This window comes from Candidatus Thiosymbion oneisti (assembly GCF_004359955.1).
GTDB lineage: Bacteria > Pseudomonadota > Gammaproteobacteria > Chromatiales > Chromatiaceae > Thiosymbion > Thiosymbion oneisti.
Genome location: NZ_SMSC01000038.1, coordinates 17,454 through 33,392, shown reverse-complemented (window position 1 = coordinate 33,392; position 15,939 = coordinate 17,454). Strand labels below are relative to the sequence as shown.

Sequence of the window (15,939 nt, the reverse complement as noted above, 5' to 3'; positions counted from 1 at the left end):
ACAGGCACGCATCAAGCTCAAGCGACTCTACCCGCAATATCAAGCAAATGAGAAACCCGAGCGGGTAAGCCAGCAGAGACTATGAACTTGCAATATCGGTCGAAACTGGGTACTAAAGGTCTGGCAGTGGGCATGCTACTGAAGATATGGGAAAAATTCGTAAAGCTGTATTTCCGGTAGCCGGATTAGGCACTCGGTTTCTTCCCGCAACCAAGGCCAGTCCGAAGGAGATGCTTCCGATCGTGGACAAGCCGCTGGTCCAGTATGCCGCCGAGGAGGCGGAGGACGCGGGCATTGACCAACTGGTGTTTATCACCGGACGCAACAAGCGTTCTATCGAAGACCACTTCGACAAGGCCTATGAGTTGGAGATGGAGCTCGAGAGGTCAGACAAGCAACAGCTGCTCGAGAGCGTTCGGACCGTACTACCGTCCAGGGTAAACTGCATCTATCTGCGTCAAACCGAGGCATTGGGTCTGGGCCATGCCGTCCTGTGCGCACAACCGGTCGTGGGGAAGGAACCCTTCGTGGTACTGCTTGCCGACGACCTCATCCGCGGGAACGGCCAAGGTGTGGTTGAGCAGATGATGGAGATGTACGGGCGCTATGGCTGCAGCATTCTGAGTGTCATGGAGGTCCCGCAGGACGAGACCGACAAGTACGGTATCGTCGAGACGCGTTCCGGTCCGGACGGGGAGCTCCGCGTTGTCTCCATCGTGGAGAAACCCACGCTGGCGGATGCACCTTCCAATCTGGCGGTGGTGGGGCGCTACTTGTTGACGTCCGGAATCTTCGATCATCTGAGGCGGACCAGGCCCGGTGCCGGCGGCGAGATACAGTTGACCGATGCCATTGCCGCCTTGCTCGCCGAGGAACCCGTGATCGCCTATCCCTTTCGTGGTAAGCGTTACGATTGCGGCAGCAAGCTGGGATACCTGGAGGCGACGGTGGAATATGGCCTGGCGCACCCTGAGTTGGGGGCGAGCTTCGCTGACTACCTCAGACGGGTGGTACACTAAATGTCTTGTGCCCTTGTAATTGCAACTTTTGATTATGGAATAGTTTGGACCGCAGGGACGCAGAGGACGCAAAGAATGTGGAGGTTGAGGTGAGGGATGAACCACCGCGTTTTCCCTTCAAGACGGCCACAACGCCTCGGTTGAGCAAAAATACGTCGCCTTGGCGAATCGGTACGGTTCGTTTCACTCACCGCATCCTACAGGCTGTCCCTTGCACCTTTGCAGTTCAAAATACGCGCTTGCTTCACCATTGGCCCGATCAGGTCCCGAATGCCTGCCGAATGGCGTCGAAATCCAGAACTTCCAGATAGGCCACAATGCCCTCTTTGCCCTTGAGGCCTTTTCCATCGACCTTGATCAGGATCTTGTTCGCCACCAGCAGGCTGATCTCCCACCTGTTGCTGTCCTTGTCGTGTTTGATCACTCCCGGCTGTCCGGCGTAGGTATAGCTTTCGGTGTCGGGGTCCATCTGAATCAACATAGGATTGGACAACATCATACCCATCATCGGCATCAGGGGTGAGTCGGCCGTGATGCCGATTTCCACCTCTGCGCCGTCAGCGCGAGAATAACGCCGTGACAGGTTGGTTCCCGCGATCATGGTCGCCATGCCGGTGGATCGGACCTGGGGCTCGTCCGCCTGCCAGCCCTCCCGGGGCTCCGGCAACAGCTTCAACAGGTCGCGGTTGATCTTCTCACGGATGCCGGCAACCGCGGACTGGATTGTCTGGATGGCCTTACGCAGTGCTCCGGAATCGTACTCCGCGCGAGCGCGGTCGAGCTGATCGGTAACCTCGTCCGCGCCGACCAGTGTCGTGGGGGTCAGAACCATTGCCACGATCAGGAGGGTGCATTTGGTCATGATCGCTTGCCTCTTGCGGCCCGGCATCATGGGGTGGGTAGAGATGGCACGACGGCGATTGCCATCCGGAAAGACGCCGCGCGGATCAGGAGAGTCAGGAGCAGGACTTCACAGCCGGCGCTTTGATTGGTACTCCCTAGGGGAATCGAACCCCTGTTACCGGCGTGAGAGGCCAGCGTCCTGGACCGCTAGACGAAGGGAGCGGAAGAATTCTGCAGAAGATAAAATCATACCCACTCTGAAATGGTATCTCAAGTCCGTTACAAGGTCGCGGAGCAGGTGGTAAAACGATCGTCTCCGGAATCCTGGAACACCAAGGGAAGGTCTACACGGAGATCGTCCCTGACACCTCCAAGAAGCAGCTACAGGCTGCGATCCGGGGCCAGGTATCCCGCACAGCATCAGCCACTCGGACGGCTGGAGGGGCTACAATGGGCTGGTGGATGTGGGCCAATACCATTAAGTTAAACCACCGAAATTGTTCAACCCCCCATCGTTTTTGCCATCCATGGCACTGGATTCCGGTAATTCCTGCCGGAATGACGCGGTGGGAGCCGAACGAACCGGCCTCATAATCCTTCCCTAAAAATGAACAGCTATCTGGTCGCACCGGCCATCATGGCCGGATTGGGTTTGTTCTTCGCCGTCATCCTGGCGGTGGCCTACCGTTTCTTGAGGGTTCAGGAAGACCCGCGAATCGAAACTACCTTGGACCTGTTGCCCGGTTCCAACTGCGGCGCCTGCGGACAACCCGGCTGCCATGCCTTTGCCGTGAGCCTGGTTGCAGGTAAGGAGTCGCCGAGCCGCTGCACGGTGGCGGACTCCGAAGCGATCGATGCCATCGCCGAGCTGCTGGACGTGGACCCAGGGAAGCAGGAGCAGCGCGTAGCCCGACTCCACTGCGCCGGCGGTAAGGGCCAGGCCTATCAGATCGCCGAGTACCAGGGCTTCGAGGGCTGCAACGCCGCGGCCGTCGTCTCCGGCGGCGGCAAGGGCTGTTCCTGGGGCTGCCTGGGTCTGGGGGACTGTCGGACCGCCTGCACCTTCGATGCCATCGCAATGAACGACAATGGCCTACCCGTGGTGGACCTAAGCAAGTGCACCGCCTGCGGCGACTGTGTCGATGCCTGCCCACGGGACCTCTTCGAGCTGACGCCCCTGAATCAACATCTGTTCGTCCAGTGCAAATCGCCTCTGGCCGGTGACCTGGCCCTTGCGCTTTGCAGCGTCGCCTGTGACGCCTGTGGACGTTGCGCGGCCGATGCGGCACCGGGACTGATTCGGATGGAAGACAACCTGCCCCTGGTCGACTACTCTGGCGGCGGCCCGGCCCTACCCCAAGCGGTGCACCGCTGTCCCACCGGGGCCATTCAGTGGCTTGAAGGCACGCAGTTTAAGGAGTAGAAGGATACGTGAAGAGAGAAGCATGAAGACAAGACTTACGATTGAGACCTTGAAAGAGGAGGCATCAAAATTTGCAGAGATGGAGACTGCCTATGATGAGCCTTCTCTCTATGGTGTAACCGATGGAAAAGCTGTTGGAACTTACCTTGAGCATAAATTTACTACTTATCTATCTATCAAGCAGATACGAATACGAACAAGGCAATTCCGCATCTGGAATTGATCTTCCTGGACTTGGAGTCGATATAAAAGTAACCAGCGTCAAACAGCCGCAATCTTCATGTCCTTTCAAGTCCGCATCACAGAAGATATTTGGCCTTGGTTATCATTTGCTCGTTTATGTATATGAGAAAACTGATGATGATAAAAATAAGACCAGTCGACTTGATATACAGCACACAATTTTCATTGAAAAGGAACGCACCGCAGATTTCCAAACAACAAGAGGGTTGTTAGATATTCTGGAGCGGGAAGGAAACAGAGATGATGTCATCGCCTTTATCTTTGAAAAGAATTTACCTGTAGACGAGATCGGTGCAGGGGAACTTGCTGATAGGATTCTAGAAACACCACCTAATCAAGGCTATTTGACAATATCAAACGCCCTTCAGTGGAGGCTTCAATATGGTAGAGTTATTCAGAAGGCAGGAACGATTTAGGGTGTTTCGAGGGTGCGTTGAATAGTGGGTACAAAATCGATTGAAAAGTGGCAATACGGCGACTTTCAGACACCTTTTGATCTTGCGAGAAAAGTCGTCGAGGTTCTAAAACGGAATCATGGTCTCAGTCCTGATTTCGTTATTGAGCCCACTTGTGGGAGGGGGGCATTCGTTCTGGCTGCATACGAAGGATTCGAGGATTCTACTATTCTCGGTTTTGAGATTAATACTAAGTACGTTAGTGAGACCAACTCTTCTCTGAAAAGGATTTCTGCGACCAACCGTGTGGCAGTCAACGAAGCCGATTTCTTTACTACCGACTGGGGAACAATATTATCCAGGTTGCATGGATATATCCTTATAATCGGAAATCCTCCCTGGGTCACGAGCAGTGAGCTGGGCATTCTCAATAGTAAAAACCTCCCCGAAAAATCTAACTTTCAAAATCGGAAAGGTATTGAAGCGATCACCGGTTCCGGGAATTTTGATATTTCTGAATGGATGCTGTTGCAGCATATAAATTGGCTCTCAAAGCGCGAAGGCGCAATTGCGTTTTTATGCAAATATGCAGTTGCACGTAAAATAATGCGACAAGTTAGGCAATACTCGGGGCACCGTTTTTTGGGACATATCTATTCCATTGACGCAAAAGCGCACTTTGGTGCATCGGTGGAAGCCTGTCTTCTTGTGCTGACAACGGATACCGGAAACGCTGATTGTGGAGTTTATGAATCATTAGATGCCGTTGAGCCTTCACACATAATCGGTGAACGAGACGGATATATTGTGCGTGATGTTACTCGCTACGAAAAATGGAGGTGCTTGAGAGGTCAAGATCCAAGGTACATCTGGCGGTCCGGAATCAAGCATGATTGTTCAAGGGTCATGGAATTCGAGCCGGTCGGAAATGGCTATAAAAATGGACTTGGTGAATTCATCAAATGTGAAGAAAATTACATTTATCCTCTGCTGAAGAGTTCGGATATCGGGAATGGCAGAGTCACTTCTTATAGAAAAGTAGTGTTGATAACCCAAAAGGCTGTTGGGGAAGACACTTCGCAGATCAAAGAACTTGCTCCAATGACTTGGAAATACTTGATTGAACATAGGGAATATTTAGACAAAAGAAGGAGCGCAATTTACAGAAACAAACCAGTCTTTTCTATATTTGGTATAGGGGATTACTCATTCAAGCAATGGAAAATTGCAGTATCCGGCTTTTACAAAAAATTGAAATTTAATCTTGTCGGGCCGCTGGGTGGAAAGACTGTGGTGTTTGATGACACTATCAATTTTCTTTCTTTTGACACTGCAGAAGAAGCAAGGTTCGTTTATCGTTTAATCACATCCGATCCTGCTCTCGAATTCCTGGAATCAATGATCTTTTGGGATGAGAAACGCCCTATTACAACAGAAATTCTAAGGAGACTGTCACTGAAGGAAGTGGCGAGGGAGTTGGGCGAGCTCGTTCAATATCAGGGCTGGAACGAAACGCAGACAGTTAGGTCCACAGGTCAGATGGAGCTTGGAGTTTCTGAACGAAAGTCAAAATACAAAGCGAGCGCAAGTAACTAACAAGCCGCTCCACCTGGCTGAGAATAGCCTAGTACACCTGTGCATACTCTACGTCGGGTTACGGCGCACCCGACCACAGTGGCAGACTCAACCCCAAAGGGTGCGCCTAACCCGACCTACGCGGCTAATAAACACGAATAAAGAAGAGATGGTCCACGAAAAACACGAGAGACACGAAAAAGAGCAGCGTTCTTTCTTTCGTGTTTTTTCGTGCCTTTCGTGGACAAGAGAATATGGGCCCTATTCGTGTCTATTCGTGGTTCCCGATTCGCGTGATTCGTAGTTACAGATTCGTGTCGATTCATAGTTTTTATTTCCGGATTTTGTGTGTCGGCGTACTAAAGTGAGAATCCTATGCCCAGCTTCGCTAACAGTGCCTTGCGACTCCTGCGCCGTCTCCTCGGCGCCCCGACCCGCACGGCGGGTCCCTACGCCGGTGAGCTGACCGCCCTCGACGGCAACACCGCAGTAGCCGTTACCGAAGCGGCCATCGCCGAGCTCGCGGTGCTCGGGGCCTCCTTCCCGGCGGATGCGGCGGACGCGGCGTGGCGCACCGAACAGCTGCGTCACGGCCGCAACCTGCTTGGGGATATCCTGGGCACTCAGGGAGCAGAAGGCCCCCGCGGGGCATTGGCGGGGGCGCTGGGCCTGACCATGGGGGGAATCCGCGCCACGGCCTTCCTGGCCGCCCCCGATCTGACTGCAGCCCAAGACCTGCTGCGACTCGCAGCCGGGCGCCGTCTGCCCCTGGTGATCCACCTCGACAACCGCGCCCTGCCCGGTCATGCCATCGCCACGGGCAGCGGCCACGAGACCTGTCACCTGGCAGCCGATTCCGGCGTCTTTCTGCTGTTCGCGGCGAACGTCCAGGAGGCGGTGGACCTTACCCTGATCGCCCGCCGGATCGCAGAGGAGACCTTGACGCCGGGGCTGGTGGTCATGGACGGAGATCAAACCGCCTTGGCCATGCAAGAGGTGCGGCTACCCCCCGCCGAGTTGGTCACCCGGTTTCTCGGCGCGCCGGGCAATACGATTCCGGCGCCCACCGCCACCCAACGGCTCCTGTTCGGCGACCACCGCCGCCGGGTTCCGCGCTGGCACGACCCGGACCACCCGGTGCTCCTAGGGGCCCTGCAGCCCCCGGAGATCTGGGGCCTGGGCGCCGCGGCGGCCAGTGTCTATTTCGACGGCCAGGTGCGCTCCAGCCTGGAGCAGGCGGTCTCCGATTTTCGCCGCGAGACGGGCAGGTCGTACGAACCGGTCTGTGCCTTCCGCGCCGAGGACGCCCGCATCCTCCTCCTGGCCCAGGGGGCCGCGGTCGAGACCGCCCAAGCCGTTGCCGAACATCTGCGCAGGACGGAACGCCTCCGGGTGGGGGTACTCGGCCTGCGTTGTCTGCACCCCTTTCCCGGTCCCGATCTGCTCGCCCACCTAGGGGTGGCAAAACACCTGCTGGTGCTTGAACGGGTGAGCACACATCTGGCGGACGACCCACCCCTGCTGCGCGAGCTGCGCGCCCTCTTCGACCGGGGCCTGGACGACACAAGTTCCGACGCCGATGCTCCACCGGGTCATCCGGCCCTGCGTGCTCAGGATCGACCCCGCGTGCGGTCGGTTATCTATGGTGTAGGCGGTCTACCCCTGCGCGGGACGGACCTGATCCGGCTGTGCCGGGAGGCGGGTGACCTGGAAGGGTCCCAGACCTTTCTCGGGATGGAATTCACACCCCAGACCAGCGACTACCCCAAGCGCCAGGTCCTGCTGGACCGGCTGCGCCGCGATTATCCGCACGTCGCCGGACTGGGCCTGTGTGGCCGAGGGCCCACGCCGGACCTGCGCCCGACCGGCGCGCTCACGTTCGCCGTCCACCGTCGCTCCGGCCAGTGGGGCGAGGGCCTCGTGGCCGAGACGGCCGGATTCCTGCGCCGATTCGCAGGTGCTCACCTGCGCAGCCATCCCGCCCTGTTCTCCCAACCCCTGGGGTCCTATTGCATCGACTGCTTTACCCTGAGCGAGCAGGCGCTGCGCGATCCCGGTGCCTCCATGCCCGTCGATTTGGCCTTGCTCGCGGTAGATCCCGGCGATACCCGGATCGACCCTTTGGTTGACCTTCGGCCCGACGGCGCCCTGCTGTTGCGGGGGCCGGAACAGGACGAGGCTCTCTGGCAAACCCTGTCTCCGACCCGGCAGCAGGCACTGCAGGATACCGGCATCGCCCTCTACGCCATCCCGCCATCGGACTCACCTTCCGAAGACCTGGTGTTGGGGGCCATCTGTGGCCTGCTGCTCGATCAGGGCTGGGTCGGGCTCGGCCCGCGCCGCCTGATCTCGATTCGGGACGCACAGCTTGCCGATGCAGGTCTGCCTGGCCGACAGACAGGCGACCCGGACCGGGAGGCGCGCAGCCGGCAGTTCCAGGCCGGTCTGGACGGCATCCGGCGTATCGACTACCAGGGACTGCCGGTCTCGGAGTTGGCCCCACGCCCGCAGCAGGAGGCCCCAGCCTCGGTACGCCGCTTCGGCACCATCGATGACGTCTATGACAGCCTGCCCCGCTTTTGGGACCAAGTGGGAGTCCTGTACCGGGACGGCGCGGCTTCGCAGCTCGCACCGGACCCCTACATGGCCATCGGGGCCGTACCGCCGCTGCTGTCCGCATTCCGCGATATGAGTCCGCTGCGCGCGTCCCTGCCCCACCTGGACCCCGACCTGTGCACGGGCTGCGGGCGCTGCTGGAGCTACTGCCCCGAAGGCGCCTGGGGCGCGGTTGCCGCCACCCCGAGCGAGGTCCTCAATGCTGCCATTCCGGCGGCCGAGGCCGGCGCCTTACGCCCCCTGGCTGGTAAGCTCGCGGAACGCATCGACCACAGCTGCCGCGCCGGTGAGGCCAAGACCGCCACCCTGGGAGACCTGGTGAGCGCCGCCTACGCCTGGCTCCAGGACCAGACGCCCCTGCCCGCAGCACGCAAGCAGAGTATAGATACCGCCGTCGAACGGTTGACCGCCGCCATCGGTTGCCTGCCGGTCGCCGTCGCCACGCCCTTCTTCACGGAGGCCCCCACGGATACTCCAGGCGCCCTGCTGTTCCTGGCGCTCAATCCGAACGACTGCAAGGGCTGCGGTATCTGTGTGCACGCCTGCGACGCCGGCGCCCTGCAGTCCGTCGCCCAGACCACCGAGGAGTTGGAACAGGCCAACCGAGTATTCACGGCCTGGGAAAGGCTCCCTGAGACCACCCAAGCGATCATCGACCTAGCCGCCGCCGATGAGCGAGTCGGACCCCTGCCGGCGGCCCTGCTCGCCCACCGCGCGACAAGCGCCTTGGCCGGCGGCGACGGGGCGGAGGCCGGCTCCGGCGAACGCCTTGTCCTGCGTCTGGCCCTGGGCCTGGCCGCATCCCGCCAGGGACAGCGGCGCGCCGAATTCACCCAAGAGGTCAAGGCAACCCACCAGGAGATCACGGCCCTGATCCGCTCCTTACTCGCCGAGGCCCTGCCGGCGGACGACCTGGACGCCCTGGCGCGCGGTCTGGAAACAGTGAGCACCCGCCACGCGGACCTCGGCGCCTTCCTCGGCCAGACCGAGGGTGCTATCGAGGGCGCAGTGGATGCCGCCCGTCTGCGCCGGCTGGTGGAGCTGGCCCAAGGCCTGGGGACACTCGCCTGGCGCCTGGAGACCGGCCGTCAGGGCTTCGGCCGCGCTGGCTTAGGGCTGGTGCTGACCCCCGGCGAAGCGGCGAGCTGGGCCGGGGCCTTCCCTCACAACGTGTTCCAGGTCCCGGTCACCCTAGACGCCACCGGGGACGGTGCCCGGCTGGCGGCGGGGCTCTTGGAGGGCCAGTTGCGACAGGCCATCGAGGGCTTCGTCCTGATGCGCAGAGCACGCCTCGAGCTCGACAAGCCCATGGACGCGGCGCGGCGCTGGTCCGACCTTGCCGCCCTCAGCTGGCATGATCTGACCCCACAGGAAAGAGAACGCTGTCCGAGTATGCTCCTGGTAGGCAGTAGCCGGATACTGGCAGGCGCGGGCCTGTCCCAGGTCGCCGCCCTGCTGGGCGGTGAGCTGCCCCTGAAGATCCTGGTGCTGGCAGACCTGGACCTGGGCCTCTCCGGCCGCTCTAGTCTGGAATCCGCCCCGGCCCCGTTACCGGACACCGCCACCGACCTGGGCCTGCTGGCACTAGCCCGCCGCGACGCTTGCATCGCCCAAACCTCCCTCGGCGCACCGACCCACTTCCTGGAGAGCCTGGAGGCCGGGCTTGCGTTCGATGGCCCCGCCCTCTTCCACGTCCACGCCCCCAGCCCTGGGCGCCATGGGTTTCCCACCGACCAGACCCTGGAACAGGCACGCCTGGCCGTAGCGACCCGGACCTTCCCCCTGTTCCGCTACGACCCCAAGGCCGATGGCGTGTTTGGGACCCGGATCGAGCTCGGGGCCAACCCGGAACCCCTGGCTACCTGGGAGCGTGGGTCTATCCAGCCGACGGACCGGCATCCTGCCTCCACAGCAGCCAAGGAGGCCACACTCCCGGAGGACGGAGCCATGACACCGGCCCACTGGGCGCTCGGCGAGGCCCGCTTCCGCCATTGGTTCCAGCCCTTGGCGGAAGACGCCGCCGACCCCCTGCCCCTGGACGCCTATCTGGAGCTGTCGGAATCCGAACGCCGGGGCCGGACGCCCTACGTCTCCCAGGGGCAGCCACAGCGGGACCCGGCGCGCTATCAGGTCGCCCCGGAGCTAGTCGCGGTCTGCCAGGAACGCCGCGACGCTTGGCGCCTGCTGCAAGAGCTCGCCGGCCTGGTGACCCCCTTCACCGAGCGCGTCCGGCGCGAGGCCGAGGAGCAGGTGGCCGCCGAGCGGCAGGCCGAGCTCGCGGCCCAGGCCGCAGTCTACGAGCAGAAGCTCGCCGATCTGCGCGCAGAGCTGCAACAAGAGCTCCGCGGCGACATCCGGGAACGCCTGATGAATCTGGCCGGTTACCGTCACCAAGCCGGCGCGGAGCGACCTCAATGAGCCCACGTAGGGCGGATAAGCTTGCGCCATCCGCCGTATGCCAGCCACCTCCGTCGCCCTGCCCTGACCCGACCTACGGGCTGCCACCCGCCGCTATCCGGCGGGTGACGGCGCCCCCACCGCCGCGGCAATCGCGGCGCCTGGCGCACGCGCCTGACCCGCCCTACGGGCTATTTACGTCAATGAACACGAATGTTTTCCCAAGGCACAAGCCCCTCTCCCGCCGGGAGAGGGGTTGGGGAGAGGGGATCAAACAGACGAAAGGGGATAAAAACAGAGATTCCTCACTCCCTTGAACCTTACCCACTCCCTACGGAACGACAACAATGACAGCCTCCGCAATCCGCCTCCGACGCGGCTTCGCGCACGGGATCCATCCCCATGAGCACAAGAATCTGACCGCGGACCTGCCCACCCAGCGCATGCCCTTCGTGAGTCGTTATGTGCTACCCCTGAACCAACACCTGGGGGTACCCGCCAAACCCGTGGTAACCCCCGGTCAACGGATACGTCGCGGCGAACGCATCGCCGCACCCGGCGCCTTCGTGTCCACCAGTCTGCACAGCCCGGTCACCGGCTGGGTGCGGACTATCGGCCACCACCGCTATCCCGGCGGGCGGTTCAGCAAAGCCATCGAGATCGAGGCTGACCCCTATGCCACCCAACGCCTGGAAGGGGAACCACCCCCCGACTGGCATGCCCTGTCCCCGGACGACTTCGTGTCGGCATTGCAAGACTCCGGGATCGTCGGCCTAGGCGGGGCCGCCCTACCAGCCCATGTCAAGTACTCCCTGCGAGAAGGGATCAAGATCAAGTACCTGATTGCCAACGGCGCCGAGTGCGAACCCTATCTCACCAACGACCACCGGGTCATGGTCGAGCGTGCGGACCGCCTGCTGCGAGGCATCGAGATCCTCCGAACCAGACTGGGCGCCAACCAGACCATCATCGGCATCGAGCGCAACAAGCCCGACGCTATCGCTATCCTGAACCGGCAGCTCTGGCCCAATCAGCCGGTGCGTGTGGTACCCCTGCGGGTCAAGTATCCCCAGGGCGACTCCAAGATGATGATCAAATCCCTGCTCGACATCGAGGTCCCGGCGGGCCTGCACGCGGCGGATCTGGGCATCATCATGAACAACGTCAGCACCATCGCCGCCATCGCGGACTGGTTCGACACCGGCATGCCCTACATTGACCGCATGGTCACCGTCTCCGGCCCCGGCATCGAGCGACCGTCCAATCTGATCGTCCCCCTGGGCACGCCGGTGCGGGAAGTACTCCGCTACTGTGGGGGCCTGAGCGACGACACCCGCGAAGTCATCATGGGCGGCCCCATGATGGGCACCCCCATCGCCAGCCTAGATGCCCCCATTATCAAGAGCAGCTCCGGGATCCTCGCCTTCACCGCCACCGAGACGGCACGCCCCCAGGAACACCCCTGCATCCGCTGTGGGCGTTGCCTGGAGGCCTGCCCCTACTTCCTCAACCCGTCCCGATTGGCCCGACTGGCAAAATCCCGCATGTACGAAGAGATGAAACGCATCCAGATCATGGAATGCGTCGAATGTGGTTCCTGTACCTATGCCTGTCCCTCGGGGATACCTATCGTACAGTTGATCCGTACCGCCAAGCGGGTGCTTCGTGGTCATAAACAAGGGTGAGCCCGGAGGTTAGGAGTGAACTTGTGAACCTCAATCTAGGCGGGCTTAAGGGCTAAAAACTCGTGAACTTCAAATGGGACCCCGTAAAAGCTGACCTGAATTCTCGAAAGCATGGTATAAGCTTTGATGAAGCTACTACGGTTTTCGGAGATCCATTTGCTATCACTTACGGTGACTCGTACCATTCACAATATGAGTTACGGTACTTGACATTCGGCACCTCGATCAAAAACTGTTTTCTGGTTGTATCGCACACCGATCAAGATGACAGTATCAGACTAATTTCCGCGCGACCCATGACAAGAAATGAGATTCGTAAATATGAGCAACATCACCGAAGATGATTTGAGGCCGGAATATGACCTCGATGCGCTAGGTAAGGGCATTCAAGGCAAGTACTACGAACGTTACCGCGAAGGATCCAATGTCGTAGTAATAGAACCTGATCTAGCTAGGGAATTTCCTAATGCTCAAGCTGTTAACAATGCTTTACGGAAACTTCTTGAACTCCAACAAGTTCACATGACCGTCGAGTAGTAGCTGTCAAGCCCCGCATGATTACAGACTCGTTTTTGAACAGATCAGGTTGTTCTTTAATGTTCATTCGACTCCGAAAAACCCTGGAGCCCATGCCAACAAACGGATAAGCTGAAAAATGTCAGGATCATCGGTTAAGTCGGCAACTCACATAAAATCTCACATTTTGGAGATCGAGTTCTCAGATGGGTACAAGCAAGTAGTGGATTTTATGCCTTTCATTTTTTCAGCCTTCCGGCGGGTTGTGACTGTCCCTGGTCTTACCCGCCCTACGAGCTACGAGCTACGAGCTCATTATTTCTAGGAGCGTTGATGGAGATATTCATGAATTTGAAAAGAAGCAATAGTTGTGGTATAGAAGGCGTTTCGATGTATTTAAACACGGCGACTCGCCGTCTACTACCTGTTAGCCGTTGATACACAATAGCCAATGAAAGCTGGATTCCGCCCTATACCGATCACGTTACTAGATTTTCTGGGGGTACTTCTCCCGGGGTGGGTTTGGCTCCTTTTGTTTGTTTCTACGGTAGACTTTGTGGAAACCGGAAGCACCACACCGAAAAGTGCTTGGCTTAGAATTGTAGCAGTTCAAAACGATGGAGGAACCTGGCTCGGACCTCTGGCGATAGTTTTCGCTGCCCTAGTTATAGGATACTCATTGAAGCCATTGTCGATGCAGATTGCTCAGCAGCTAAGCAAGTACGCCTTTAAGATCCCACGCCGTACGCGATCTTTTGAGATTAGGGATATGGTTTTCCCGTTTGATGCATTCTTCTCTTCTAAAGAATATCACTCGAAGGTCACATCTTTGATGACTCGCCTACTTAGTCTCGATCCCGTATCTGATTTACCAGGAAAAGTGCCATTCAGTTCCTCAAAACGCTACCTAAGGTTACTTTCTCCAATGCTTTGGGAAGAATCTGAACGAATGGAAGCAGAGGTCCGAATGATCGGAGGGCTTTTCCTGGCAAGCGTTTATGCAAGTGTACTATCCCTTACCGTAGTGGTGTCTGATGCATTGAGATTTCGAGATGTACCTAGCCTTGAAACATGTGTATGGCTTTTTACTGTCTTCTTTGTAACATTGGTGCTAGGAATAGGTTTCAACCGGAATCGGCTCCATGAAGTCGAATATACGTATATGAACGTACTTCTGGCTGAGGGTCATAGAATAGAGGCAATAGCTCCAGAGAAAAACTAAAAAGAAAGAAAAGGAAAAGAAAAGGACACCCATCTTGTTTTTATGAGTAAAGTTCCCAGTCTGAACTACCATTAGGAATTCAAGGAAAGGGGACCACAAGTGCACACCGAAGCTCCCCGCGGTAATGCATATATTCTCGTGGACACGGACAAAATCGTTGGCGGCTCCAAAGGGCAAGATCGCCGCCTCGACCCAGAACCAGGCCCTCAACGCGCTCGTATTCCTCTACAAGCAAGTCCTTGGTCGCGAGGAATTGGCCCTTGAAAATATCGCTCGAGCCAAGCGCCCTGAGCACCTTCCCACCGTCTTCGACCGTAGTGAGATCAAGCGGTTGTTCATGCATCTCGAAGACACATCCAAGCTCGTCGCCGCCCTCCTGTACGGGGCTGGCCTGCGTCTACTGGAATGCTTGCGTCTGCGCATCCAGGACATCGAGTTCGAGCGCAGTCAAATCGTCGTGCACAACGGTAAGGGAGCGAAAGACCGCGTTACCTTGCTTCCCCCGGACCTCGATGGGGTTGGCAATACTTGTTTCTCTCCGAAAATACCACCGTCGACCCGCGCTCGGGCAAGACCCGGCGTCATCACATCGGTGAGTCGGCCATCCAACGCGCTGTAAAGAAGGCCATATCCGCCGCCGGCATCCACAAGCACGGCAGCTGCCATACCTTGCGTCATTCGTTCGCCACGCATCTTCTCGACGACGGCTACGATATACGCACTGTACAAGAGCTTCTCGGTCACAAAGACGTTCGGACCACCATGATCTATACGCACGTGATGAACAAGGGGCCGCTTGGCGTGAAGAGCCCCCTGACACAGCTGATCAGGTTCTGATTGATTGCGACGTTGGCGCACCATGGTTACGCAGACTACATTGCGACCGGGACAAAAAGGCACCAAGGGCCTAGCGAAAAAATACGGGGATCGGTTAGTATGTGTTCGCTACAAATATGATCAGCAGACCGGCCGGCGATATACGACGGTCGAGTTGATCGAAGAAGAGACCGATTGGCAAAGCGATCCAAAGGCTACCAAGACGCAAGAACCAATACGCCCGCAGCAACTCCTCGGTGTAAGAGTTGAGTACTGGGAAACGGATATAAGGGACAAGGTCAAGGCGGCCGGAGGTATTTGGCGACCTCGACATAAGCTCTGGGAGATGCGATATGAGGACGTGGTGGCGCTGGGCCTAGAATCGCGGATTGTTGAGGATGATTTTAGGGCACCTTGAAAAATTCAAAATATTTTTGTGGAGCAGGGATGTCCTGCCATGTTCACGTGCGTAACCACATGATAGTTAAGGTGTTCCAAAATCACACCTTGCGGCTGTCATCGTGAAAAGCATTGAGTATGGGATTTTTCAAGGTCCCCTTTAGAGGGCCATAAGCACAATGACCATGGGTGCCTAAATATAGGAACCTAAATGTAGGTTCCTATATTTGGGTTCCTAATATTAGATTCCGGCACCTATATTTAGGAACATGTTAATAAATATAGGTACTTTAACTGCGGCGGCGAAGCCGTCGATTGCATGTTAGGGCTGGAGAACCTTGCAGAAATTGCCCATCCCTCAGTAACGAAAGGTGAGAGGTATCAAATGATGCTGAAGAAGCTATATGTCCCCATATTCATACTGTTCCTTTTTCTACCATCGGGTACGATTCTGGCCGTTGGCCAGTCTGATCGTCACTCAAGTTCTAACGTTAAAAGTAGCCCCGCAAACGAAATCGGAAGGGCTAACACCTCTATTGGTGGTACTTTGCCTGTAGTAGATGATGTAGAAGAACAAAACATAGCTGTTGGTGGTTGTCGCCGGGAGTGTGTCGCCTCTCATACAGAAGAGGCCTGTGTTAATCGCCAAGTATGCCGAATAGTTTGCACTGCAGCAGGAGCGGGGACAGGAGCTGCTGTTGGGGGTGGAGTCGGTGCTGCAGCTGGTATCGGCGCTGCAACGCAAGTCTGCCAGGAGGTCTGTGATACTGTTCCTGAATGCAGCACGGTA

General features: G+C 57.8%; 12 protein-coding genes, 1 tRNA gene and 1 pseudogene. 12 read left to right on the top strand and 2 right to left on the bottom strand.

The features are described 5' to 3' along the window. Positions 1-146: 146 nt before the first annotated feature. A complete protein-coding gene (galU, locus tag E1958_RS17650) occupies positions 147-1,019 on the top strand; it encodes a UTP--glucose-1-phosphate uridylyltransferase GalU (protein WP_133513030.1) in 873 nt (290 codons plus the stop codon). A gap of 259 nt (positions 1,020-1,278) precedes the next feature. Here galU and E1958_RS17645 read toward each other — a convergent pair whose 3' ends face one another. Both E1958_RS17645 and E1958_RS17640 read right to left on the bottom strand, forming a co-directional pair. After that, the gene (locus E1958_RS17645; protein WP_133513029.1) at positions 1,279-1,881 is read right to left on the bottom strand and encodes a hypothetical protein; all 603 of its coding nucleotides are present in this window, start codon (positions 1,879-1,881) and stop codon (positions 1,279-1,281) included. 127 nt (positions 1,882-2,008) lie between these two features. After that, positions 2,009-2,084: transfer RNA gene (locus tag E1958_RS17640), tRNA-Glu, on the bottom strand. Positions 2,085-2,144: 60 nt separating this feature from the next. Here E1958_RS17640 and E1958_RS17635 point away from each other — a divergent pair. The 11 genes and pseudogenes from E1958_RS17635 to E1958_RS21710 all read left to right on the top strand — a co-directional run. Continuing rightward, positions 2,145-2,332: pseudogene (locus E1958_RS17635) on the top strand (transposase); the annotation flags it as partial. Between the two features lie 137 nt (positions 2,333-2,469). Beyond that, positions 2,470-3,285 (top strand): RnfABCDGE type electron transport complex subunit B, encoded by an 816-nt coding sequence (locus E1958_RS17630; protein ID WP_207787915.1) that lies wholly within the window; start codon positions 2,470-2,472, stop codon positions 3,283-3,285. A 122-nt stretch (positions 3,286-3,407) separates the two neighbouring features. Further along, entirely contained in the window at positions 3,408-3,944 is a 537-nt protein-coding gene (locus E1958_RS17625; RefSeq protein ID WP_207787916.1) for a hypothetical protein, read from the top strand. Between the two features lie 24 nt (positions 3,945-3,968). Next, positions 3,969-5,519: an N-6 DNA methylase gene (locus tag E1958_RS17620; protein ID WP_133513028.1), complete on the top strand. Its 1,551-nt coding sequence runs from the start codon at positions 3,969-3,971 to the stop codon at positions 5,517-5,519. Positions 5,520-5,873: 354 nt separating this feature from the next. Continuing rightward, the gene (locus E1958_RS17615) at positions 5,874-10,532 is read left to right on the top strand and encodes a 4Fe-4S binding protein (protein WP_133513027.1); all 4,659 of its coding nucleotides are present in this window, start codon (positions 5,874-5,876) and stop codon (positions 10,530-10,532) included. A gap of 326 nt (positions 10,533-10,858) precedes the next feature. Next, positions 10,859-12,196: an electron transport complex subunit RsxC gene (rsxC, locus tag E1958_RS17610; RefSeq protein WP_133513026.1), complete on the top strand. Its 1,338-nt coding sequence runs from the start codon at positions 10,859-10,861 to the stop codon at positions 12,194-12,196. A gap of 62 nt (positions 12,197-12,258) precedes the next feature. Then, the gene (locus tag E1958_RS17605) at positions 12,259-12,540 is read left to right on the top strand and encodes a BrnT family toxin (RefSeq protein ID WP_133513025.1); all 282 of its coding nucleotides are present in this window, start codon (positions 12,259-12,261) and stop codon (positions 12,538-12,540) included. Next, positions 12,518-12,733, top strand: a complete 216-nt coding sequence (locus E1958_RS17600; protein ID WP_089724784.1) for a hypothetical protein — start codon at positions 12,518-12,520, stop codon at positions 12,731-12,733. The genes E1958_RS17605 and E1958_RS17600 overlap by 23 nt, the downstream gene beginning before the upstream one ends. A 535-nt stretch (positions 12,734-13,268) precedes the next feature. Then, positions 13,269-13,934: a hypothetical protein gene (locus E1958_RS17595; protein WP_133513024.1), complete on the top strand. Its 666-nt coding sequence runs from the start codon at positions 13,269-13,271 to the stop codon at positions 13,932-13,934. Between the two features lie 157 nt (positions 13,935-14,091). After that, the gene (locus E1958_RS21715) at positions 14,092-14,553 is read left to right on the top strand and encodes a tyrosine-type recombinase/integrase (RefSeq protein ID WP_279512451.1); all 462 of its coding nucleotides are present in this window, start codon (positions 14,092-14,094) and stop codon (positions 14,551-14,553) included. Continuing rightward, positions 14,463-14,771, top strand: coding sequence for a tyrosine-type recombinase/integrase (locus E1958_RS21710; protein ID WP_279512450.1), 309 nt, complete (start codon positions 14,463-14,465; stop codon positions 14,769-14,771). Before E1958_RS21715 ends, E1958_RS21710 begins: the two co-directional genes overlap by 91 nt. Positions 14,772-15,939 lie beyond the last annotated feature (1,168 nt).